Source organism: Bradyrhizobium sp. P5_C12 (genome assembly GCF_054049735.1).
Map to the genome: position 1 here is coordinate 232,302 of NZ_JBFULU010000008.1, position 23,612 is coordinate 255,913.

Annotated in this window: 22 protein-coding genes; 12 read left to right on the top strand and 10 right to left on the bottom strand. The window is 64.9% G+C overall.

Going from position 1 to position 23,612, the window contains the following annotated elements:
* Positions 1-18: 18 nt before the first annotated feature.
* The 4 genes from ACXJMY_RS10640 to ACXJMY_RS10655 form a co-directional block, all read right to left on the bottom strand.
* The gene (locus tag ACXJMY_RS10640) at positions 19-474 is read right to left on the bottom strand and encodes a phasin (RefSeq protein WP_456619273.1); all 456 of its coding nucleotides are present in this window, start codon (positions 472-474) and stop codon (positions 19-21) included.
* A gap of 222 nt (positions 475-696) precedes the next feature.
* Complete coding sequence (locus ACXJMY_RS10645) at positions 697-1,290, bottom strand: N-acetyltransferase family protein (protein WP_456619274.1); 594 nt, start codon at positions 1,288-1,290, stop codon at positions 697-699.
* Positions 1,287-2,369, bottom strand: coding sequence for a PHA/PHB synthase family protein (locus ACXJMY_RS10650; RefSeq protein WP_456619275.1), 1,083 nt, complete (start codon positions 2,367-2,369; stop codon positions 1,287-1,289). Before ACXJMY_RS10650 ends, ACXJMY_RS10645 begins: the two co-directional genes overlap by 4 nt.
* On the bottom strand, positions 2,366-2,749 hold the full coding sequence (locus ACXJMY_RS10655; protein ID WP_456619276.1) for a hypothetical protein: 384 nt from the start codon (positions 2,747-2,749) through the stop codon (positions 2,366-2,368). The genes ACXJMY_RS10650 and ACXJMY_RS10655 overlap by 4 nt, the downstream gene beginning before the upstream one ends.
* A 175-nt stretch (positions 2,750-2,924) precedes the next feature.
* Between ACXJMY_RS10655 and ACXJMY_RS10660 the strand changes: the two genes are divergently transcribed.
* Positions 2,925-3,845: an alpha/beta fold hydrolase gene (locus ACXJMY_RS10660; protein ID WP_456619277.1), complete on the top strand. Its 921-nt coding sequence runs from the start codon at positions 2,925-2,927 to the stop codon at positions 3,843-3,845.
* Positions 3,846-3,973: 128 nt separating this feature from the next.
* Positions 3,974-4,438, top strand: coding sequence for a nuclear transport factor 2 family protein (locus ACXJMY_RS10665; RefSeq protein WP_456619278.1), 465 nt, complete (start codon positions 3,974-3,976; stop codon positions 4,436-4,438).
* A 106-nt stretch (positions 4,439-4,544) separates the two neighbouring features.
* Here ACXJMY_RS10665 and ACXJMY_RS10670 read toward each other — a convergent pair whose 3' ends face one another.
* From ACXJMY_RS10670 to ACXJMY_RS10695, 6 genes are all read right to left on the bottom strand, one after another.
* Positions 4,545-5,219 (bottom strand): spermidine synthase, encoded by a 675-nt coding sequence (locus ACXJMY_RS10670; protein ID WP_456619279.1) that lies wholly within the window; start codon positions 5,217-5,219, stop codon positions 4,545-4,547.
* 129 nt (positions 5,220-5,348) lie between these two features.
* Entirely contained in the window at positions 5,349-8,585 is a 3,237-nt protein-coding gene (locus ACXJMY_RS10675; protein ID WP_456619280.1) for a bifunctional cytochrome P450/NADPH--P450 reductase, read from the bottom strand.
* Positions 8,586-8,738: 153 nt separating this feature from the next.
* Complete coding sequence (locus ACXJMY_RS10680; protein WP_456619281.1) at positions 8,739-9,734, bottom strand: alpha/beta fold hydrolase; 996 nt, start codon at positions 9,732-9,734, stop codon at positions 8,739-8,741.
* A 10-nt stretch (positions 9,735-9,744) separates the two neighbouring features.
* Entirely contained in the window at positions 9,745-11,295 is a 1,551-nt protein-coding gene (locus ACXJMY_RS10685) for a WS/DGAT/MGAT family O-acyltransferase (RefSeq protein WP_456619282.1), read from the bottom strand.
* Positions 11,296-11,341: 46 nt separating this feature from the next.
* Positions 11,342-12,142 (bottom strand): esterase/lipase family protein, encoded by an 801-nt coding sequence (locus ACXJMY_RS10690; RefSeq protein ID WP_456619283.1) that lies wholly within the window; start codon positions 12,140-12,142, stop codon positions 11,342-11,344.
* Positions 12,142-12,399, bottom strand: coding sequence for a DUF6489 family protein (locus tag ACXJMY_RS10695; protein ID WP_011085662.1), 258 nt, complete (start codon positions 12,397-12,399; stop codon positions 12,142-12,144). Before ACXJMY_RS10695 ends, ACXJMY_RS10690 begins: the two co-directional genes overlap by 1 nt.
* A 383-nt stretch (positions 12,400-12,782) precedes the next feature.
* Between ACXJMY_RS10695 and ACXJMY_RS10700 the strand changes: the two genes are divergently transcribed.
* The 10 genes from ACXJMY_RS10700 to ACXJMY_RS10745 all read left to right on the top strand — a co-directional run.
* Positions 12,783-14,378, top strand: a complete 1,596-nt coding sequence (locus ACXJMY_RS10700; protein ID WP_456619284.1) for an ABC transporter substrate-binding protein — start codon at positions 12,783-12,785, stop codon at positions 14,376-14,378.
* Positions 14,379-14,482: 104 nt separating this feature from the next.
* Positions 14,483-15,463, top strand: coding sequence for an ABC transporter permease (locus ACXJMY_RS10705; protein ID WP_456619285.1), 981 nt, complete (start codon positions 14,483-14,485; stop codon positions 15,461-15,463).
* A 10-nt stretch (positions 15,464-15,473) separates the two neighbouring features.
* Positions 15,474-16,445 carry an ABC transporter permease gene (locus ACXJMY_RS10710; RefSeq protein ID WP_456619286.1) on the top strand — a complete coding sequence of 324 codons (972 nt, stop codon included), beginning with the start codon at positions 15,474-15,476 and terminating at the stop codon, positions 16,443-16,445.
* 28 nt (positions 16,446-16,473) lie between these two features.
* On the top strand, positions 16,474-17,460 hold the full coding sequence (locus ACXJMY_RS10715; protein ID WP_456619287.1) for an ABC transporter ATP-binding protein: 987 nt from the start codon (positions 16,474-16,476) through the stop codon (positions 17,458-17,460).
* On the top strand, positions 17,457-18,446 hold the full coding sequence (locus ACXJMY_RS10720; protein WP_456619288.1) for an ABC transporter ATP-binding protein: 990 nt from the start codon (positions 17,457-17,459) through the stop codon (positions 18,444-18,446). Before ACXJMY_RS10715 ends, ACXJMY_RS10720 begins: the two co-directional genes overlap by 4 nt.
* A gap of 87 nt (positions 18,447-18,533) precedes the next feature.
* Positions 18,534-20,339 (top strand): gamma-glutamyltransferase family protein, encoded by a 1,806-nt coding sequence (locus tag ACXJMY_RS10725; RefSeq protein ID WP_456619289.1) that lies wholly within the window; start codon positions 18,534-18,536, stop codon positions 20,337-20,339.
* A 10-nt stretch (positions 20,340-20,349) separates the two neighbouring features.
* Positions 20,350-21,060, top strand: a complete 711-nt coding sequence (locus tag ACXJMY_RS10730) for a DUF1028 domain-containing protein (protein WP_456619290.1) — start codon at positions 20,350-20,352, stop codon at positions 21,058-21,060.
* On the top strand, positions 21,057-22,046 hold the full coding sequence (locus tag ACXJMY_RS10735; RefSeq protein WP_456619291.1) for an ABC transporter ATP-binding protein: 990 nt from the start codon (positions 21,057-21,059) through the stop codon (positions 22,044-22,046). The genes ACXJMY_RS10730 and ACXJMY_RS10735 overlap by 4 nt, the downstream gene beginning before the upstream one ends.
* Positions 22,046-23,164 (top strand): ABC transporter ATP-binding protein, encoded by a 1,119-nt coding sequence (locus ACXJMY_RS10740; RefSeq protein ID WP_456619292.1) that lies wholly within the window; start codon positions 22,046-22,048, stop codon positions 23,162-23,164. Before ACXJMY_RS10735 ends, ACXJMY_RS10740 begins: the two co-directional genes overlap by 1 nt.
* Before the next feature lie 5 nt (positions 23,165-23,169).
* A partial coding sequence (locus ACXJMY_RS10745; protein ID WP_456619293.1) for an ABC transporter substrate-binding protein occupies positions 23,170-23,612 on the top strand: 443 nt, incomplete at its 3' end.

Here is a 23,612-nt window from a genome sequence, read left to right on the forward strand (position 1 = left end):
TGTCAACGCGACGCGCAATCAGGCGGTCTTGTTGTAGACCTTGGCGAAGTTGTCCTGAGCGGACTTCGCGCTGTCGGCGGCGAGCTTGCCGAGATAGTCGGTGGTCGCCTTGGCGCGCGAGACGAACACTTCGCCACGTGCACGGAGCATGTCCGACTGGATCTGGACGGCTTCGTTGATCGACTTGGCCGACGCGAGCTTGTCGATACCGGCGAAGAACGCCTCGGCGTCCTGGTAGATCGCCTGCTGAATATTGCGGCTGATCTTGCCGGCTTCGGTCACGGATCCCGTCACCGCGTTCTCTATGGCGGCGGTCACCCGCTCGGAGCCTGCGAAAACTTCGGCAGCGCGATCCTTGGCGGTATTGGCAGACTTCTTGACGAACTCACGGGCAGCCTCGGGAACTTCCAGGTTCTGGATGTTCTTGAAGGCGTCCTTGATGCCGTCGAAGGCCGAATTGGTTTCGGTGGTCATGGGGTTCTCTCCATCCTCATTGGGTTGAGCTATGGGCTCACCCCGTCCGCTTTGGCCCGGGGCACGGCTTATATGGCATAGTTAATTGTGCGGTGCAATATCATTGGTGCGCTGCGATATCACGAAATCGTGAACAGCCTGAATACAGGGCATTATGATGCCTCGGTAGCCATTCCAGGTCCCGACAGCTCTCCGCCCGTCCCTAGTGCTGGACGGCGCCCTTTAGTGCTGGACGGCGCCTGGCAGCCCATAGGCCTCCATCTGGGCCTGGACCTGCGCGATGTTGTGGCCGAGCACGACGATGTCGTGGGTCTTGCCATCGACGTCCCGGACATGGTCCCGCAGCAGCGCCTCGGCCTTGAAGCCGAGGCTTTCGAACAGGGCGATCGCCGCCTGCTGATCGACCGTCATCTGGACCGAGAGCTTTTCGAGGCCGGCGCCGAGCGCAACCGCAAAGGTCTCCTGCGACAGCACCCGTCCCACGCCCTTCCCGCGCACATCGAGCGCGACCACCATGCGGATCTCGCCGACATGAGGCGACCAGGAATGGGGATCGCGCACCAGCGTGCCGCAGCCGACGACCTTGCCGTCCCTGACCGCGAGCAGGCTCATGATGGCGCCGCGCTCGATCTCCTTGACCCAGGCCGAGAGCACTTTTGGCTCGCTGATGTTGCGTGGCAGGAAAAGGAGATCGTGCGTCGGCAGGCCCTTGCCGAAGGCGAGCACCGCGGCTTCGTCCGCGGGCGACATCAGGCGGATCTCGATGTCACCGGCCTCGGTCTTGACGTGACGCGGATAGGAACGCTGTTCACTCATGTCGATCTCTTTCCCAGCCAGGAATCCAGTTTCGGCCACAGCCGCTTCACCGCGTTGGCACCGGCAACGAGGGAGACGTGACCGCCCTTCAGCATCACCTCTTCCTTGTCTTCGGAGCCGATCTTGGCGATCAGATGCTTTGCGGCGTCATAGGGCACGATGTGATCGTGCTCGGCGACCGCATGCAGGAACGGCACCTTGATGTTCTCGAGCTTCGCCGCACGGCCGCCGACCGACATCGTGTCGTTGAACAGCTTGTTGTCCCACATCAGGTCCTTTGTGATGGTGCGGAAATACTCGCCCGCCAGCGGCAGCGTGTCGGTCGCCCAGCGGTCGAACATCCGGTAGGATTTGACGAACTCGTCGTTCCAGATGTTCTCCCAGAGCTGGATCTGGCTCACAGTGCGCGAGGCCGGCCGCAGCATCTCGAACGACGACAGGATCATCTCCGGCGGCACGTTGCCGACGCTGTCGACGAGGCGGTCGACGTCGAAATAGCGGCGGTCGGAGAAATTGGAGAACAGCTTCATCTCGCGGAAATCGATCGGCGTGGTGAAGCAGATCAAATTCTTCATCGGCCCGTCCTGGAAGATCGAGCCGTAGAGCAGCGACAGCACGCCGCCGAAGCAATAGCCGATGACGGAGACGTCCTGCTCGCCGGAATCCTTCTGCACGCGCCGCACGCAATCCGGGATGAAGTCGAGGACATAGTCCTCCATGCGCAGGCTCTTCTCCTCCGGCCTCGGCGCGCTCCAGTCGAGCATATAGACGTCGTAGCCGCGCTTGAGCAGGAACTCGATGAAGCTCTGCCCGGGCACGAGGTCGAGGATGTAGCCGCGGTTGGTGGTCGCCATCACGATCAGCACCGGCACACGGTAGATCTCGTCCGACATCGGCCGATAGTGATAAAGGCTCATCGTGCCGCGCGAATGCAGCACATCCTTCGGCGTCGACCCGAGCGCGGGGCCCGACGTCGAGAAATATTCGACACCCTTGATGCTGCGCTGGATTGCGCGCTGCACCTCCGACTGGATGCGTTCCGGGATCGAGGCAAGGTCAAGTCCCGTCGGCGCGTTCATTTGGGCTCTCCGCCTTCGGAGGGCGGGCGTTTCGTCCGCGGCGGCCGCGGCGCACCGTCGAAGCCTTGCGACAGTCCGGATCCTGCCGCCATCTGGCTCAGCATCAACTTCATCTCGCCGATCTGGGCCTCGATGGACTGTAGCCGTTCCGCAAGACCCGTGACCTGCTCCCGGCTCGGCAGATTCATACTGACGAGGTATTTCTCCATGAGCTCGCCGAGCTGCTTCTGAGCACCTGCAGCAACGCCGCCGGCCCGGTTCACGGCTTGCGAAAACTCGGGCGACGACATGGCTTGATTGGCGAAGGAGTTGAACCCCTTCTCCATCTCGCCAACCATCTTCTGCCACATGGCGACAGGGTCGTTGATCTCTTTGGTCATTGCGTCCTCCACCTCGCGCGGGCTTTGGCGCCCTTCTTTTCCCGCCATACCATACCCTTGTCGCGAGCCGGTCAACCTGCGAGACGCCGTCCTGGCGTCGCGCGGAAGGCTTCTTTGCCGCAGCAAACCATGCGATAGAACGAACATCGTGCAACCCGTTTCCGAGGAGCGGTCCGTGAACGCCTGCGCCCATCAGCCGCCCCAGACCGTCCGCGCCAATGGCATCGACATCTGCTACGAGATCTTCGGCAACGACAACGCCGAGCCGCTGCTGCTGATCATGGGGCTCGGGGCGCAGATGATCCATTGGGACGATGCGTTCTGCGAGCAGCTCGCCGTGCACGGCTTTCGCGTGATCCGCTTCGACAACCGCGACATCGGCAAGTCCAGCCATCTCACCGGCGGCAAGCGCCTGACGCCGCTCGAGCTGCTGAAGCTGCGCTTCCTCAGGATTCCCGTGGCCGCAACCTACAAGCTGATCGACATGGCCAAGGACACGGTCGGCTTGATGGACGCGCTTGGCATCAAGTCGGCGCATCTGGTCGGCGCCTCCATGGGCGGCATGATCGCGCAGGAGGTGACGCTGTCGTTTCCGCAGCGCGTGCGTTCCCTGACCTCGATCATGTCGACGACGGGCAATCCGCGGGTGCCGCCGCCGACACGCGAAGCCGCCGCGATGCTGATGGCGCCGCCGCCGCGCAGCAAGGAGGAATTCATCGTCCGCTACGGCGAGACCTGGAAGGTGCTGCGCGCCGGTTCCTTTCCGGAAGAGGAGGCGCTCGATCCTGATCGTGCCGAGCGCGTGTTCGCGCGCGGGCTCAATCCGGCCGGCGTCGGCCGGCAGCTCCGCGCCGTGCTCGCCTCGGGCAGTCGCAAGGAACGGCTGCACGGCGTCAAGACGCCGACGCTGGTGATCCACGGCACCGTCGATCCGCTGGTGCGGCCGGAAGGCGGCAAGGACACGGCGGCATCGATCCCAGGCGCCAAGCTGTTGATGATCGAGGGCATGGGCCACGCCCTCCCGATGCGCTTCTGGCCGCAGATCATCGGCGCCATCGACAAGCACGCGCATGGCGCGGCGGCGCGGGCGGCGTAGACCGACGCGAGCAGTCTCCTCGCGGTGACCATGTGAGCTGCCGGTTACTCTCTTAACGCGCGCCGGCGTGAAAGCTATACAGGCCTCCCTCAATCGCAAGACAGAGGCTGCGGCCTCTCGGAGCTCACATGCATCTCATCGTCCGGTCGGCCGCAATGATCGCGGCTTCAGCTGTCATGCTGTCCCTCGGCAACGGGGCCGCGATAGCCGGCAGCGCGCAAGAAGAAGCCAATCGCAAAACCGTGCTTGCCTTCTACGAGAAGGGCCTCAATCAGAAGGACGCCGATGCAGCCCTCGCTTATGTCGGCGACCGCTACGTCCAGCACAATCCAAACGCGGCCGATGGCCCGGACGGCTTCCGGAAGTTCATCGGCTTCCTGCGCGAGAAATTCCCGAACTCGCACAGCGACATCAAGCGCAGCTTCGTCGACAGCGATTACGTCATCCTGCACGTACACGCGGTTCGCGAGCCCGGCACCAGGGGCAACGCGATCGTCGACATCTTCAAGCTGGAGAACGGCAAGATCGTCGAGCACTGGGACGCCGTTCAGCCCATCCCCGAAACTCCCGCGAACAACAACACGATGTTCTAGCTCGGAAGCGTAGCCCGGATGGAGCGCAGCGTAATCCGGGACCACCTTGCGTGCGGATCGGCCGTCCCGGATTGCGCTTCGCTCCATCCGGGCTACAAATAACCGCCTAGCTCGTCCGCGCGATCCAGATCACATGCCGCGCGCCGCCGCCCCTGCCGGTGGCGCGGATATTGACTTCGTTGACGTCGAAGCCGGCGCCTCCCAGGCGCTTGGTGAATGCCGGGTTCGGCCCCGAAGACCAGACGGCCAGCACGCCGCCCGGCCGCAACGCCGTCTTCGCCGCTTTCAACCCGCTCGCATTGTAGAGCCCATCATTGCCCTTCCGGGTCAGCCCCTCCGGCCCGTTGTCGACGTCGAGGAGAATGGCGTCGAAGGCCGACCGGTGCCCTCGGATGATCTCGGCGACATCGATCTCCCGGATGCTCACCCGGGGATCCTCGAGGCTGTCGCCAAAGACTTCCGCCATTGGACCTTTCGCCCAGGCGACCACCGCCGGAACGAGTTCAGACACCACGATCCGGGCCTTGCTTCCAAGCACGGCAAGTGCCGCGCGCAGCGTAAAGCCCATGCCGAGGCCGCCGATGAGCACATGCGGCTTTGCGGTCTTCTCGATCTGCTTCGCCGCAAGCGTCGCGAGCGCGGCCTCCGAGCCCGACAGGCGGCTGTTCATCAGCTCGTTGGTGCCGAGCTTGATGGAAAACTCCTTGCCGCGGCGCATCAGGCGGAGCTCCTCGTCGGAGCCGGGGATTTTGGCGGTGTCGAGCTTTTCCCAGGGAATCATGGAAGAGCTTTAGCACGATTTGCTTCGTAGCCCGGATGGAGCGAAGCGCAATCCGGGAAACACTCTCGTGAGGAAAGACCGGCCCGGATTTCGCTTCGCTCCATCCGGGCTACGGGACCGCACCTTCGGTTACCCACCGGCCCATACGTCGAGCACATAGCGGTTGTTCGCACCGAGATCCTCGATCCAGCGCGCGCCGGCGGCGACATCGCTGCCGGTCTTCTCGCGATGGATCGCAACCAGCGCAGCCTTGACGTCCGGCTCCATTTTTCCGCCATCACCGCAGACGTAGACGATCGCGCCCTGTTCGATCAGGCTCCACGCCTTGTCCTTCTGAGCGGCGAGCAGATGCTGCACATAGGTCTTCGGTCCCCCCGCGCGCGAGAACGCAGTGAACAGCTCTGCGATGCCGCTCGCCGCCATCGCCTTCAGCTCGTCGGCATAGAGATAGTCCTGCTCGGGATGACGGCAGCCGAAGAACAGCATGGCCGGGCCGAGGCCAGCGCCCTTCGCCTTGCGCGCGGCGCGCTCCTGGAGGAAGCCCCGGAACGGCGCAAGTCCCGTGCCCGGGCCGATCATGATGATCGGCACCGATGTATCGTCCGGCAGGCGGAAGCCGGCCTTGGTTTCACGTACCGTCGCGTAGACCGTGTCGCCCGCGCGGCGATCGCTGAGATAGTTGGAGCAGATGCCCTTGTAGAGGCCGCGCCCGGACGTGGCCGGACCGCCGACCACACCGACGGTGATGCTGCAACGCGCAGGGTCCACAGATGGCGAGGACGAGATCGAGTAATAGCGCGGCGCGAGCAGCGAGAGCATTTCGAGATAGGCGTGGAACGGCAGCTCGCAGGCCGGATATTCGATCAGAAGATCAAAGACCGATTTGCGCCTGGCCAGGATCTCGCCGCGATAGCGCTCCCCGGCCTCCGCATCGTCGCCGATGAACCCCAGCAGTTTCGGCTTGGTCACCGGGCAGCGGGTATGCTCCGACATGATCTGGATCTGCTTTCGCGTCGCGACCTGCTGAAGCTCGACGAAATCGGTCAGCAGCTGGCCGACCGAGACGCTGTCGCCGACCGGCAACTGCGCGCGGCGTCCCTCGGCGACCCGCAACCTGATCTGGTCGGCGGGGAGGAAGCCGAAGCGGCGCGCGACGGCGTCGACCAGCGCCGGATCGTTGCGCGGCACCACGCTGAGATGGTCGCCGACGCGGTAGCTCGCGCCTTGCGCCAACTGCACCTCGATGTGCCGCGTCGAGCGCTCGGACGGATTGGAGCCGCTCTTGTTTTGAAGCTCGTCGTTGACGAGCACCTTCATCGCCACGGCGCCGCCAAGGGCCGCGATCGCGTTGACCGCGCCGGGCGCGACCGGCTCGACCCTGTAGAGCGGCTCGTCGTCGGCGCTGCGGCTGAAGTTCGACGAGAGCCCGAACTCCTTCATTGCCGCCGGCGCAAGCGCGGCGAACCATTTCTCGAACTGGCCGTCGAGGTCACTCCTGGCATCGCCCTCGCCGCGCGCATGGACGCCGCGCGCGCCGCGGGCCGCGAGCTGCTCGTCGATGAACCGCGGCACGGACTGGTAGGTCGCGGCCCAGTCGCTGTTGCCGCAGCCGAACACGGCGTAACGCACCTTCGACAGCGCATCCTTCGATGCGTCGCCGTGCAGCCAGTTGACGAATTGCGTGGCGTTGTCCGGCGGCGCGCCATTGTAGGAGGCGCAGAAGATCAGCACGCCGCCCTCCTCCGGCAGCTTGCCGGCATGGTCGTCGAGCGGCGCGAGCTTGCTGGCAAAGCCGTTGACCTCGGCAAGATCGGCGACGCGGGTCGCCAGCTCTTCCGCCGTGCCGAGATTGGAACCGTAGAGCACGAGGAGCGGCGTATTGTGTCCGGGCCGCGCGGTCGCACGCGGCGCCATGGTACCGGCACTCGTCGTCGCCACGGCAGGACCGCCATAGGCGCCGCGCTCACGATCGGCGCGCGGCCGGACCTTGATCTTGAAGCCTTCCGGCTTCATCGTCAGCGTCTCCTTCAGATGCATCTGGTAGCGCCGATGGTCGATCAGCCTGAAGCGCTGGAGGATCATGCCGAGCGCAAGCGCCGCCTCATGCATTGCAAAGCCGCGACCGATGCAGGCGCGCTGGCCGTTGCCGAACGGCTTCCAGGCATTGATCGGCCGCTTGGCCTCCGCCTCGCGGCTGAAATTCTCGGGGTCGAAGGCGTCGGGATTGGGACCCCAGACCGAGGGATCGCGATGCAGCGCCGTCACCAGGATCGTGATGAAGGTGCCCTTCCTGAGCTTGTACTGGCCGCCACCGATGATCTCGTCCTTGAGCGGCGAGATGCCATAGGCCGGCGCCGGCGGCCACAGCCGCAGCGACTCTTTCAGTATCTGCGTGATGTAGGTGAGCTGCGTGACCTGCTGATAGGTCGGCCGCGCATCGACATCGGGGCCGAAGACGCGGTCGACCTCGTCATAGGCCTTCTTCAGAATGTCCGGATGCTTCAACAACGCATAGAGCGTGCAGGACAACAGGCCGCTGGTGGTCTCGTGGCCCGCGATCAGGAAGGTGTTGATCTGGTAGCGGATGTTGACGTCGTCGAGCTGCTCGCCGGTCGCGCGGTCGACGCCGGTCATCATGGCCGCGAGCATGTCCTTCTTGTCGTCCGTCGCTTCGCCGCCCTTGCGGCGCTCGGCGATGATCTCGTCGACCATCTTGTTCATGAAGGCGACGTCGCCGGCCATCGTCTTGCGCCGCTTCTGCATCCAGATCTGCTCGAACGGCAGGCCGCGCGTCATCATGATGGTTTCGAGCGAACGCACCAGCGACTCGACGAAGGGGTGGTAGTCACGCCGGTAGAACGAGTTGAAGCGATAGTCGAATCCGCACAGGCCGATGGTATCGAGCGTCAGCGCGGTCATGTCGTGGACGACGTCGATCTCGTCGTCGGCGTTGAGCCGCTCCCATTTCTTGACGAGCTGCTCGGCGATATCGACCATGCTCGGGTGATAGGACTGCATGGCGCGGTTGCCGAAGGGCTGCAGCAGGATGTTGTGCGCCTTGGTCCAGTTCGGCTCGTTGGTATCGGCGGTGAACAGGCCGTCGCCGCCGACCGCACGGACGCGCCGCAGCGCGCCGCGCACCGCCTTGTCGAAGCGCTTCTCGTCGGAGAGCTCCTCGACGAGATCGTGACCGGAGACGACGACGATCGGCGAGCCCATCATGTCGAGCCAGAAGATCGGGCCCAGCTCCTTGGCGAGCCGGGTCAAATGCTGCACCGGCGCCGCCGAATCCAGCGACAGCATGTTGCCGACCACCGGCTTGGCCGGCGGCTGCGGAATCGGGTCCAGTCGGTTCGTGGATGACATTGACGTGCGTTTCCCCCTCAGTAACCCTCGTCGTTGCGAGGAGCCGTTGCGACGAAGCAATCCAGACTTTTACGCGGAAAGATTCCTGGATTGCTTCGCGGAGCCTGTCATCGGGCCGCGCTTTGCGCGGACCCGCTGGCTCGCAATGACAAATTAGCCGAACCGCCTTCTACGCCATTCGATCAGCTTGGCACTGACCTCCTCCGGCTTTTCCTGCTGCGTCCAATGGCCGCTGTCGCGGACCAGATATTTTTCGAGATCGGGAATGAATTTCTCCATGCCGTCCGCGGAAGACGGCGGCAGCACCGCGTCGTTCTCGGCCATGATCATGAGCGACGGCACACGCACGGTGTGATCGAGTCCTTCGGACCGCACCCAGTTGCGCGACATGTTGCGGTACCAGTTGATGCCGCCGGTAAAGCCGGTTTTGGTGAAGGCGTCGACGAACACCTTCTTCTCGTCCGGCGACAGGATCGGCGTGCGCGGATCGTGCTTCGCGTCATAGCCCGCGATCATCTGCGGAAACGCCAGATTGACCCGCGGCGAAGCGCCGACACCGGCGATCACTTCCTCCGCCGGCGCATCGGGCGGGCGCGGCGCCGGCTTGCGCATGAACGCATCGAAAGTCTGCTCGACGCGGCTGCCGAAAATCCTGTCGGCCTCGCGCGCCGGGTCCTGGAATTGCACGATGTACATCTTGTCGCCGAAGCGCGCGCGCAGCAATTCGATCGGATCGGCCCAGGCGCGATTGGTATGGGGCGTGTTGATGCCGACCACGCCGGCGACCCGGTCGATGTGCCGCAACGGCATCTGCCAGACGATGAAGCCGCCCCAGTCGTGCCCGACGAAGATCGCCTTGTCGATCCCGAGATGATCGAGCAACCCGACGAGATCGCCGGTCAGGTGCTCGATGTCGTAGTCCTCGACCGGCTCGGGCCGGTCGGTCGCGCCGTAACCGCGCTGGTCCGGCGCGATCACCCTGATGCCGGCCTCGCTCAGCGCCTTGATCTGGTGGCGCCAGGAGAAAGCGAGCTCCGGCCAGCCGTGGCAGAGCACCACAGGCGGCTTGTCGGAGACCGGGCCCGCCTCGTAATACCCCATGCGGATTCCGTTCGTCTGCACGAACTTGAGCGGTGGCATTTCAATCATCGCAGCATTCCTACTCAGCAGCGCCCTTGATGTCGGCCGCCGGCGGCGCATAGGCCGCCTCCAGCGCGGCGAACTCGTCCGGCAGCATGTCGCACATCACCTGCACGTGCGGAATGATGTTGGCGCCGACGATGAAGCCGAAATCGAGCTGGTCGCGATAGCTCTGCACGGTGATGTTGAGCGCCTGCCCGTGTGTCGAGATCGACACCGGGAAGATGTGCAGGAGCTCGGCACCGGCGGCGTAGAGCGTCTGCCGCGGCCCGGGCACGTTCGACACCGTGATGTTGGCGGCCGGCGGCAGCACGTCGGACAGGTTCGAGCGGCTGTAAAGCAGCGCCAGGATCTGCACCATCATCGGCGCGCCCAGCATCGAGATGTTCGAGACCTGGGGCATCAGCGCGCGCAGCGGGTGCGACATCTCCTTGGATTTGGTCGACTGCGCTATGATGGCTTCGAGCCGCGCCTTGGGATCCTCGATATTGGTCGCGATCGCGCAGATCATGCCGAACACCTGGTTGTTGGCCTCGGTGTTGCCCTCCTCGCGCAGCGAGATCGGCACGGCCGCGGTCAGCGATTTCGCGGGAAGCGTGCTGTACTCCTTGAGGTAACGCCGGACCACGCCGGAGGCGAGCGCCAGCACCACGTCGTTGAGCTTGCCGCCGGCCTGTTTGGCCAGCGCCTTGGCGCGCGACAGCGAAATCGACACGCCGGCAAAGCTGCGTTCGGACGAGATCGTCTTGTTCAGCATGGTCGGCGGCGACACCATGCTGGCGAGGCTCTCGCGCGACTTCGGATCGGAGATCTTGCCGAGCACGTCGGAGACGCTCTTGACCATGGTCGGGATGTTGCCGGCAAAGCGCACCGCGCTTTCGATCTGGTACATCGCGTTGTCGAACAGGATCGAGCCGATGTCGCTCTTGCCGGTACGCGGCAGCTGCAGGTTCTTGGCGGCGGCCGAGGCGTCGAGCGGCTGGCTGAACAGCTGCTGATAGGAATCGAGCAGGTTCGCCGCGATGTCGCGCGGCTCCTGTCCGGGCTTGGTGCCTCCCGCGGGCGGATCGACTTTCCGCGGCACCGGCGAGATGTCGTAGATCATGTTGGTCAGGGCCGCGCCGGCGCCGCCGTCGATGGCGGCATGGTGCATCTTGGAATAGAGCCCGACCTCGTTGTCCTTCATGCCCTCGAACACGTAGAACTCCCAGAGCGGGCGGGCGCGGTTCAGGAGCTTGGCGTGCATCCAGCCGACGATGCGTTCGAGCGTGGCGCGGTCGCGCGGCGCCGGCAGGCTGGCGCGGAAGATATGGCGGTCGATGTCGAACTGGTCGTCCTCGACCCAGGAGGGATGGTCGATGTCGAGCGGCGCCTTCTCCAGCCGCGCCTTCAGGATCGGCGCGATGTGCAGGCGCGAGACGATCATCGCCTTGAAGTCTTCGAAGAAGTCGCCCTTGTAGTCGTCGGGCAGGCGAAAGATCGCCATGCTGCCGACATGCATCGGCATTTCCGGCGTTTCCAGATAGAGAAACGACGCGTCCAGCGACGACAGCTTCTTACCGTCAGCCATGGTTCCCTCCCGAGTATTTGACGGGCGCCTTGAGCAGCGCTTCTCGTCAGGTGGATATTGCCCGTTCCGGCGGGGCATATGCAATGGCAAACGGCCCGGCCCGGTCAAATGGCCAGAACTCCCCCTCCGGTTGCGCCAGGCGGTCCGCCACGGCCCATAGCGCTGCGGGGTTGACCCCGAGCCCGATATGGCTTGCCAGGTGCACCTCGATATTCTCGGCGCGGTCGGACGGGCGCAACAAGCAGGTTCGCCAGTTCACGACGCCGTCGGCGCGCGAATAGATCGACGTGGCAGGCACCGGAAGATCGCCGGCGATCGCCTCGCGCGCTTCCGCGAAATCCTCGACCCGCTCGCCGGACAGCGCCTCGTAGAGCCGCGTCGCATTGGTCGCCCGCACGTCGTTGGCAAAGGGGCTGCCGAGCGTGACGACGTAGCGGACCATGTCAGGCGCCTGAAGCGCCAGATCGCGAGCGTAGACACCGCCGAGGCTCCACCCCACCAAGCTCACCTTGCGTCCGGTCGCGGCATGGATCTCGGCCAGCCGGGCACGCATCGCCTCCCGCATCCGTCCCAGGCCGCCGAGATTGCGGCCCATCCGCCAGGCATGCGCCTCGTAGCCGAGTTCGCTCAGATAGCGCCGCATCGGCGCCATCGAGAGGTCGCTGGCAAGAAAGCCGGGTAACGCCAGCACAGGATGGCCGTCGCCCCTGGGCGCACGCATCAGGACCGGCGACAGCAGGACGCTGGCGTTGAACTCGAACAGTCCGCGGACCTCCGCGAGCAGGAGCCCAAGACCCGGCGGACGAAGCCCGCTTGACGCCTGTGCTCCGTCCCGCTCGATCGGCATTACTTCTTCTTGTCGCTGCTGCGCGTCCCGCCGAGGCCGGCCATGGTGACAAACATGTCCTGAAACCGCTCGGCGAGCTTGGGATCGAAAGTGAACCAGCTCTGGATCAGCGATTCCGGCGAGACCTTGTCGATGTTGCTCAGGACCTGCTGCTGCAGCTTGTCCATGACGGCAATCTGCATCGGCGAGACATCCGGCAATCCGAAGAACTGGCGAGCCTCAAGGGGGGTGCAGTCGATTTCGATGTTAACTTTCATGTCCCCTCCAGATGAGATTCGAGCGGCCTGCCGGAGTATCACCGCGAGTTGCGGTGCGACGCAAGCGACCTGACGCCGGCGCGACACGCCCGGTCCCGCAATCGGCCGGTATGGTCAACCAAATCGCTCGCGCCACGAACGCGCTCGCCCGGCGGCTGACGGGGGCGCTCCCGCCGTTCCCCGGGGACCGATCGAAAGTCGAATATCGCCCGCGAACCTTCGCCTCCAGACTGTCGGGTCAGCATTGCTGCACAGCGGTGCAAGTTGGCGCGTTCCTTGCTGGAATGGCGCTTGCACGGGGCGAGAACTCTGGGCAACATGGATTGATCGGCCTCGTCGAACAAGCAAAAATCATCGGCGCGGCAGTGTGAAGAGGGCCAAGAATGTCATTCGGTCGAAGTTTGTGTGCGGCGACGCTCGCCGGTACGTTTGCGTTGACGGTCTCGCCGGCGTCCAGCCAGACGCTGCGCTATGCCAACCAAGGCGACCTGAAGTCGCTCGATCCCTATACGCTCAACGAGAGCACCACCCACGCCCATCTCGGCCACGTCTATCAAGGCCTCACCGCGCGCGACAAGAACCTCAAGATCATTCCGGCGCTGGCGGAAAGCTGGGAAACTCCGGAGCCGACGCGCTGGCGCTTCCATCTGCGCAAGGGCGTGAAGTTCCACAACGGTGACCCCTTCACCGCCGACGACGTGGTGTTCTCGGCCGATCGCGTCCGCAAGAAGGGGTCCAACATGCAGACCCGCCTTGCGCCCGACGTCAAGGTGGTCAAGGTCGACGACTACACCGTCGATTTCGTCCTGCCCTCGCCCAACCCCATCCTGCATAACGCGTGGGATGTCTGGTACATCATGGACAAGAAATGGGCCGAGGAGAACAACGTCGTCGATCCGACGCCGGTGGCGGCGACCACGCCGAGCTACGCCTCGCTCCACGAGAACGGCACCGGTCCCTTCATCATTGAGAGCCACCAGCCCGGCGTGAAGACGGTGTTCAAGGCCAATCCCAATTACTGGGGCAAGGTCGAAGGCAATTTGAAGGAGATCATCTTCACCCCGATCTCCTCCGACGCCACCCGCGTCGCCGCGCTACTCTCGGGCGAAGTCGACGTCATCGAGCCGGTGCCGATCCAGGACATCTCCCGCGTCGATTCCAGCCCGAATGCCCAGGTACTGAAGGGGCCGGAGCTGCGCACCATCTTCATCGGCTTCGACCAGATGCGGGACGAGCTGCTCTACTCCAACATCAAGGGCAAGAACCCGTTCAAGGACATCAAGGTCCGCGAGGCGTTCTACAAGGCGATCGACATCGAGCTGATCAAGACGCGCGTGATGCGCGGGCTGGCGACGCCGTCGGCGCTGATGATCGCGCCGGAGCTGTTCATACTGTCCAAGGAGTTCACGCGGCCGAAATTCGATCCCGACGGCGCCAAGAAGCTCCTGACCGAGGCCGGTTATCCCGATGGCTTCGAGGTCACCATGGATTGCCCAAACGATCGCTACGTCAACGACGCCGCGATCTGCCAGGCCGTGGTCGGCATGCTCGCCCGCATTGGCGTCAAGATCAATCTGCTGGCGCAGCCGAAGGCGCAGTACTTCGCCAAGGTGCTGAAGCAAGGCGGCTACCAGACCTCGTTCTACATGCTGGGCTGGACGCCGAGCACGATGGACTCCCACAATGTGCTCTTTGACATCATGGGCTGCCGCGACGATGCGAAATCCTCACGGGGCGAGGCCAATCTCGGCGGCTACTGCAACAAGGAGTTCGACGCCATCACCGACAAGGTGCTGGTCGAAACCGACACCGCCAAGCGCAACCAGCTGATCAAGCAAGCCTACGAAATCGGCAACAAGGACTGGTCCTACATCCCGCTGCACCAGCAGGCGTTGGCCTGGGGCGTATCGAAGAAGGTCAACCTGCCGCAGCGCGCCGACAATCTGGTCATGTTCCATTGGGCGACCAAGCAGGAATAGCGTCAGTTGAACCCAAGGTCCCGGCAGCGTCAGGCTTCCGGGACCTTTCCTTTTCCGGCTGACAAAGACGTCGACCGCACGCACACCCAAGGAAGGTGGAAGGAATGCTCGCTTTCACTCTTCGCCGCGCCGTTCAGGCCATCGGCGTCATGTTCGCCGTCGGCATCATCGCGTTCTCGATGTTTCGTTTCGCCGGCGACCCCGTCAACCAGATCGTCTCGATCGACACGTCGGCGGCCGAACGCGAGGCTGTACGCAAGTCGCTCGGCCTCGATGATCCCGTGCCGGTGCAGTTCGTGCGCTATTTCGCCGATGCCGCACAATTCAAGTTCGGCGTCTCCTACCAGTTCCGCCAACCGGTCTCGACGCTGTTGATGGAGCGTATGCCCGCAACGCTGGAACTTGCGATCTGCGCCACTGTATTTGCGATGGTGCTCGGCATCCTGATGGGGGTCTATTCGGCGCTCAAGCGCGACACCCTGCTCGCCAAATTATTCCAGGCGGTTTCGCTGATCGGCATCTCGCTGCCGACCTTCCTGATCGGCATCCTCCTGATCTATCTGTTCGCGGTGACATTGGGCTGGTTGCCCTCGTTTGGCCGCGGCGAGGTGGTCAAGCTCGGCTGGTGGACCACAGGCCTGCTCACGCTGTCGGGGCTAAAGGCATTGATCATGCCCTCGATCACGCTCGGCCTGTTCCAGATGACCCTGATCATGCGCCTGGTGCGCGCGGAGATGCTGGAAGTGATGCGGACCGACTATATCCGCTTTGCCCGCGCCCGCGGGCTGACCACCCGTGCCATCCATTTCGGCCACGCGCTGAAGAACACGCTCATTCCCGTGATCACGGTGGCAGGGTTGCAGTTTGGCTCGGTTATTGCATTTTCGATCATCACCGAAACCGTGTTCCAATGGCCCGGCATGGGACTTCTGTTCGTGCAGGCCGTGCAAAACGTCGATATCCCGATTATGGCCGCCTACCTGCTGATGGTCTCGCTGATTTTCGTCACCATCAACCTGGTGGTCGACATCCTCTACACCGTGGTCGATCCGCGCCTGCGCTCGACCGTCGGCCGCGCGACATAAGGCAACCTGCATGTCCGACGCAGTCGTCTCCAATTCCGACAAGCAGAGCACGCAGCCGACCCATGCCGCCCGCAACTGGCTCAGTCGCGCGCTCGACAGCGACATCTTCTATTCGTTCCGCCGCTCCAAGCTGACCATGGTGGCGGCGGCCATTGCCGCGCTGTTCTTCCTGCTCGCGATCTTTGCATCCGTCCTCGCTGTGCAGAACCCGTTCGATCCGGCGCAGCTCCAATTGATGAACTCGCGGATCTCACCGCTCTGGACCGCCGACGGCCAGAGTCCGTTCCTGCTCGGCACCGACGAACAGGGCCGCGACGTGTTCTCCGCCATCCTCTATGGCTTGCGCATCTCGCTCGCTGTCGGCGTGGCCGGTGTGATCTTTGCCGGCGCGCTCGGAATCGCGCTCGGGCTGATCGCAGGCTATTTCGGGGGCGCCGTCGATGGCGTGATCATGCGGATTGCCGACGTGCAACTCACGTTCCCCGCCATTCTGATCGCGCTGCTGGTCAATGGCATCGCGAAATCGATCCTCGGCAACCGGCTGGACGCCAACAGCATGCTGGTGGTGCTGGTGATCTCGATCGGCCTGAGTTTCTGGGTGGGGTATGCCCGGACCGTGCGCGGTTCCGTGATGGTCGAGAAGAACAAGGATTACGTGGCGGCCGCGCAGCTGATCGGCCTGCCCGCACCAAAGATCATGGTGCGACATGTGCTGCCGAACACGATGGGCCCGATCCTGGTCATCGCCACGATCAACCTCGCGCTTGCCATCATCACCGAGGCGACGCTGTCGTTTCTCGGCGTCGGCCTGCCCGACACCATGCCCTCGCTCGGCACGCTCATTCGCATCGGCAACAACTATCTGTTCGCGGGCGAGTGGTGGATCGTCGCCTTCCCCGGGCTCGCACTCGCCGCACTGATCCTTTCCATCAACCTGCTCGGCGATTGGCTGCGCGACGCGCTCAACCCGAAACTTCGATGAGCAAGACTTCGATGAGAGCACCTCGCTCATGACCGAACCCGTTCTCTCCGTCCGCAATCTTCAGGTGGAGTTCGCCGCGCGCCGCGGCACGCTGCGCGCGATCGACGGCGTCTCCTTCGACATCGCCAAGGGCGAGGTGCTGGGCGTGGTCGGCGAATCCGGTGCCGGAAAATCCGTCACCGGGCTTGCGGTGATCGGCCTGATCGACCCGCCCGGCCGCATCGCCGGTGGTGAGATCCGTTTGTCCGGCCTGCGCATCGACAATCTGCCGCCGGAGGAGATGCGCCGCGTCCGCGGCAAGCGGATCGGCATGATCTTCCAGGATCCGCTCACCTCGCTCAATCCGGTGTACCGGGTCGGCGACCAGATCATCGAGACGATCAGAACCCATCTGAACCTGTCCGAGACGGCCGCACGCCGCCGCGCCATCGACCTGCTCGCCGAGGTCGGAATCCCGGCGCCGGAGAAGCGCATCGACGGCTATCCACATGAATTCTCCGGCGGCATGCGCCAGCGCGTGGTCATTGCACTGGCAATCTGCGCCGAGCCGGAGCTCGTCATCGCGGACGAGCCGACCACCGCCCTCGACGTCTCCGTACAGGCGCAGATCATTTCGCTGATCAAGCGCCTGGGTCGCGACCACGGCACCGCCGTGATGCTCGTCACCCATGACATGGGCGTGATCGCCGAGACCTCCGACCGCGTCGCGGTGATGTATGCCGGCCGCGTCGCCGAGATCGGCCCGGTGCAGGATGTCGTGAAGAACCCGCTCCACCCCTATGCCAAGGGCCTGATGGGTGCGATCCCGACGCTCGCCGGCGACGACAAGCGCCTGGTGCAGATTCCCGGGTCCATGCCGCGGCTGTCGGCGATCCCGCACGGCTGCTCGTTCAATCCCCGCTGCGCGTTCGCGTTCGACCGCTGCCGCGTCGAGCGGCCGGAGCCGCTGCCGCGCGGCACGCAATCCGTCGCCTGCCATCTCTATGACAACGTGCCGGCGGAGAGCGCGGCATGAGCGCCCCCTTCGTCCAGGCCAACAACCTGCGCCGCGTGTTCGACGTCTCGAAGCCGTGGCTCAACCGCGTGCTCGAAGGCGGCCACCTCGAATACCTCAAGGCCGTCGACGGCGTCACCTTCGACATCAGGAAGGGCGAGACCTTTGCACTGGTCGGCGAGTCCGGCTCAGGCAAGACCACGGCGGCGCGGATGGTCGTCGGCCTGCTGCCGCCGAGCTCCGGCAACGTCACGATCGACGGCATATCGATGACCGACCCGCGGCAGGCGCAGGCGCGCCGAAAGCTGCGCCGCCGCATCCAGATGATTTTTCAGGACCCCTATGCCAGCCTGAACCCGCGCTTCCGCGTCGATGCCATCATCTCCGAGCCGATCCGCGCCTTCGACCTGATCCAGGGCGAGCGCGACATCCAGGCCCGCGTCGCGGAATTGCTGAGCCTGGTCGGCCTGCATCCCGACGACCGGCTGAAGTTTCCGCACGAATTCTCCGGCGGCCAGCGCCAGCGCATCGCCATCGCGCGGGCGCTCGCCTCCGACGCCGAGTTCATCGTCTGCGATGAGCCGACATCGGCGCTCGACGTCTCCGTGCAGGCGCAGATCCTCAACCTGATGCGCGACCTCCAGGACAAGTTCGGCCTGACCTACATGTTCATCAGCCACAACCTCGCCGTGGTCCGCCACATGGCGAGCCGTGTCGGCGTGATGTATCTCGGCCGCATCGTCGAGATCGCGGAAGGCAAGGAATTGTTCGCCCGTCCGCGCATGCCCTACACCAAGATGCTGCTGGGCGCCGTGCCCGATCTCGCGATGAGCGGCCGACAGCGCATTCCGGTGAAGGGCGAGATCCCGAACCCGATCAACCCGCCCTCGGGCTGCGCCTTCCATCCGCGCTGTCCGCTGGCGTTCGATCTCTGCCGCAAGGAAGCACCGAGCCTGATCGACGGCGTCGCCTGCCATGCGGTAAACACCGCGCCGGTACCGGCGTGACGCGCGCGTGCCATGCGGCCTGCGCATTGGCGGCACGGCATCGCCTGTGATCAATTGCGCGCGCCGCAAACAAGGTAGCGAAGTCCAATGGCCAGCAACGTCAATCCTGATCCCTTCACGACCAGGCCCGAAATCGAGGGCACCTTCGGGGTCGTCGCCAGCACGCACTGGATCGCGACCGCCGTCGGCATGGCCGTTCTGGAAAAGGGCGGCAATGCCTTCGATGCCGGTGTCGCCGCCGCCTTCACGCTCCAGGTGGTCGAGCCGCACCTGAACGGCCCCGGCGGCGATGTCCCCATCATCGTGCATGACGTCAAGCGCGGCCGCACCGAGGTGATCTGCGGCCAGGGCCCGGCGCCGGCGCGCGCCACCATCGCGCATTACAGGAGCGAGGGCCTCGACATGGTGCCCGGCACCGGCCTGCTCGCGGCCTGTGTCCCCGGCACCTTCGAGTCCTGGATGATGCTGTTGCGCGACTACGGCACGCTACGGCTGCGCGACGTGCTGGAGCCCGCCATCTCCTACGCCCGCGACGGCCATCCGCTGGTCGAGCGGGCCTGCGCCACGATCCAGACCGTCGAGCAATTGTTCCGCAAGCACTGGCCGACCTCGGCCGCGGTCTATCTGCCGAACGGCGAAGTGCCGAAGCCCGGCACGCTCTTCACCAACAAGACGCTCGCCGCCGCCTACACCCGGATCCTGAACGAGGCCGAAAGCGGCGGCGGTGGCCGTGACGCCGAAATCGAGCGCGCGCGGAAGGCGTGGTCCCAGGGCTTTGTTGCCGAAGCCATCGACAAGTTCTGTCGTACCCAGGAAGTGATGGACGTCAGCGGCTCGCCGCATCGTGGCGTGCTCTCCGCCGACGACATGGCGCGCTGGCAGCCGACCGTCGAGGCGCCGCTGACCTACGACTACGGCCGCTACACCGTCTGCAAGGCCGGTGTCTGGAGCCAGGGTCCAGTGACACTGCAGCAGCTTGCGCTGCTGAAGGGTTTTGCGCTCGACGGGCTCGACCCGACCGGGCCGGAGTTCATCCACCTCCAGATCGAATGCGCCAAGCTCGCCTTCGCCGACCGCGAAAAGTTCTACGGCGATCCGAAATTCAGCGAGATCCCGATCGGGACGCTGCTGTCGGATGCCTATAATGACGAGCGCCGCAAACTGGTTACCGAGAAAGCCTCGCTCGACCTTCGGCCCGGCTCCGTCGAGGGCTTTGGCGGCGTGGTCAAGCTGCGCCGTGCAGAAGGTCAACGCGAAGCCGTGGGTGCGCTCGGTGCCGGCGAGCCGACCGTGGGTCGCTTCGGTGAGATGCGCGGCGACACCGTACATTTCGACATCATCGACAAGGCCGGCAACATGGTATCCTCCACGCCGTCGGGGGGCTGGCTGCAATCCTCGCCTGTCATACCCGAGCTGGGTTTCTGCCTCGGCAGCCGCGCGCAAATGTTCGAGTTGGAGGAGAACCAACCGAGCTCACTCGCGCCGGGCAAGCGCCCACGGACAACGCTGTCGCCGACCATGGCGCTGCGCGACGGCGAGCCGTACCTCGCCTGGGGCTCGCCCGGCGGCGACCAGCAGGACCAGTGGATCACGCAGTTCTTCCTGCGCCACGTCCATTGCAACCTCAATCTCCAGGAGGCGATCGACGCGCCGGCCTGGCACTCCGAGCATTTCCCTATCTCATTCTGGCCGCGCACCGCGCGCCCCGGCGTGCTCGTGGTCGAGAACCGCGTGCCGAAGGCGACGATCGAAAACCTGCGCGAGCGTGGCCATATCGTGGAAGTCGGCCCCGACTGGTCGGAGGGCCGCCTCACCGCCGCCTCGCGCGTCGGGGTGCGCCGCCGTGCCGCCGCCAATCCACGCGGCATGCAGGGCTACGCCGCAGGGCGCTGACAGGAAGCATATGACCTGGTCGATCATCGCGCGCGATCCTGCCACCGGCCAGTTTGGCATCGCCGTTGCGACACGCTTCTTCGCGGTCGGCGCGCGCGTTCCCTTCATCGCCGCCGGCCTCGGCGCCATCGCAACGCAAGCCTTCGTCAATCCCTATTACGGCATCGACGGCGTCAAACTGCTGCGTGAGGGCCTGAACGCGCACGACGTCCTCGCCGCCCTGCTCGCGACCGATGACGGCCGCGAAAGCCGGCAAGTCCACATCATGGATGCCAGCGGCGAGATCGCCGCGCATACCGGACGCGACTGCGTCGACTGGTGCGGACATATCTCCGGCAGCGGCTTCTCCATCGCGGGCAACATGCTCGCGGGCGCGGACGTGCTCGACGAGACGGCAAAGACGTACATCGCCAATGACAGCCTGCCCTTTCCGCGCCGCCTGCTCGCGGCGATGCGGGCCGGCGAGGCCGCCGGCGGCGACAAGCGCGGCAAGCAATCCGCCGCGCTCCTGATCCATGGCGAGGAAGAATGGCCGGCGCTCGATCTGCGCGCCGACGATCATCCCGATCCGCTCGGCGAGCTCGAACGGCTCGAACAGGTCAGCCACGAGCTCTGGGTACATTTCCGCTGTTCGCTGCCGACGCGGCAGAACCCGGCCGGCAACACCGATCGCAGCGTCATCGACGCCAGCATCGCCGCGGCGCGCGCAAGGCAATCATGACCGCGAGCCCTCTCATCGACATCAAGGATCTCCGCATCCGTTTCCATGGCGACGACGGCCGCATCACCCATGCCGTCGACAGCATCGACCTCAGCGTCGCCAATGGCGCGACGCTCGGCCTCGTCGGCGAATCCGGCTGCGGCAAGAGCGTGACGTCGCTGGCGATCATGGGCCTGCTGCCAAAGGGAAGCGCCGAGGTCAGTGGCACGATCCGGTTTGACGGCTTCGACCTGTTGCGGACCTCGGACCAGACCCTGCGCGACCTGCGCGGCAACCGGCTCGCGATGATCTTCCAGGAGCCGATGACCTCGCTCAATCCCAGCCTGACCATCGGCGAGCAGATCATCGAGACCATTCTGCGCCATCGCGGCGGCTCCCGCCGCAGCGCGCGGGACCGCGCAATCGAACTGCTGCGCCGCGTCCACATTCCCTCGCCCGAGCGGCGGATCGACGAATATCCGCACAAGCTCTCCGGCGGCATGCGCCAGCGCGTGATGATCGCGATGGCGCTCGCCTGCGATCCGCGGCTGCTGATCGCGGACGAGCCGACGACGGCGCTGGACGTCACCTTGCAGGCGCAGATCCTGGAGCTGATGCGGGAGTTGAAGGCGGCGAGCGGGGCCGCGATCATCCTGATCACCCACGATCTCGGCGTGGTCGCCGAGGTCTGCGACGAGGTCGCGGTGATGTATGCCGGCGAGATCGTCGAGCGCGCGCCGGTGGACGAATTGTTCGCCATGCCGCAGCACCCGTACACGGTCGGCCTGCTCGGCTCGATCCCGCGGCTCGATCATCGCGCCGAACAGCTCGCCACGATCGAAGGCATGGTGCCGAACATGGCGCAGCCGCCTGCGGGCTGCCGCTTCAGCGCACGCTGCCCGTTCGTGCTGGAGGCCTGCACCAGGGCGCCGCCGCCACTCGTCGAGGTCAGCCCCGGCCACCTCTCGCGCTGCATCCGCGCACCGCTCGAACTTTTGGTGTCGTGATGGCGCTGCTCGAGGTCGAAGGACTGGTCAAGCATTTCGTCGCGGAGCGTTCGCTGTTCGGCCGGGCGCTGGCGCATATCAAGGCGGTCGATGGCGTCAGCTTCTCCCTCGAGGCCGGCAAGACGCTGGCGCTCGTCGGCGAATCCGGTTGCGGCAAATCCACCGTCAGCCGCCTTGTGCTGCGGCTGATCGAGCCGGATGCAGGCACGATCCGTTTCGAAGGCCGCGACCTGCTCGCCCTCGACGCCGCCGCGCTGCGCGCGTTCCGCCGTGAAGCGCAGATCATCTTCCAGGACCCCTACGCCTCGCTCAACCCGCGCATGACCGTCGGCCAGATCCTGACCGAGCCGCTGGCGCTGCACGATCTCGTGCCTCCGGCGCAGCGGCGCGAACGTGTCGAGGAAATATTGCGGCTGGTGGGCCTGGAGCCGCGACTGGCACGGCGCTATCCGCACGAGTTCTCCGGCGGTCAGCGCCAGCGCATCGCCATTGCGCGTGCGCTCGCGGTCGAGCCGAAGCTGATCATCTGCGACGAACCGGTCTCGGCGCTGGACGTCTCGATCCGCTCGCAGATCCTCAATCTGCTGCGCGAGCTTCAGGACCGGCTCGGCCTTGCCTACATTTTCGTCTCGCATGATCTGGCCGTGGTCAAGCACATCGCCGATCATGTGGCGGTGATGAATCTCGGCCAGATCGTCGAGACGGCAGAAGCCGACGCACTGTTCTCGGCGCCCCGCCATCCCTATAGCCGGGCGCTGTTGTCGGCGATCCCCGTGCCTAAACCGCAGGCAAAGAGCAGCCGGATTGTGCTCCAGGGCGAGATCCCCAGCGCGCTCAACCCGCCGCCGGGATGCCGCTTCCACACCCGTTGCCCCTATATGGTCGAACGCTGCCGCAGCGAGATGCCGACACTCCTGCCGGATGGCATCGGACATGCAACGGCTTGCCATCTAACGTCGGAATTGCCGTCGTCCGAGGCGATCGTCCCAACGGACGGCGGCTTCTCGCCGGTTCTTGAAAAATTGGTCGCCGCCTTCAGCGGCCGCCCGGAAGCAGTACGCGGCAGCGGGGTTAGTTCATTGGGAACGGACCCGGCATGGCCGTCAAACAGAGGTTGAGAGCGATGAGTCCTATGCGTTTGGCAATCCTGGCGTCGGCTCTGCTGACGTCGCTCGTGGGCACAGCGCAGGCCCAGAGCACGCTTCGCATCGGCATCGCCGAGGACCCCGACATCCTCGACCCCAGCATCGGCCGCACCTATGTCGGCCGCATCGTGTTCTCCGCCTTCTGCGACAAGCTGTTCGACATCGACGAGAAGCTCAACATCGTGCCGCAGCTCGCGTTGTCCCACGAGACTTCGGCCGACGGCAAGGAGATGACGATCAAGCTCAGGCCGAACGTCAAGTTCCACGACGGCGAACCGCTGGACGCGGAAGCTGCAAAATTCTCGATCGAGCGCCACATGACGCTGCCGACCTCGTTCCGGAAGTCCGAGCTTGCCAGCGTCGACCACGTCGAGGTCGTCGATCCCCTCACCATCAAGCTGGTGCTCAAGACGCCCTACTC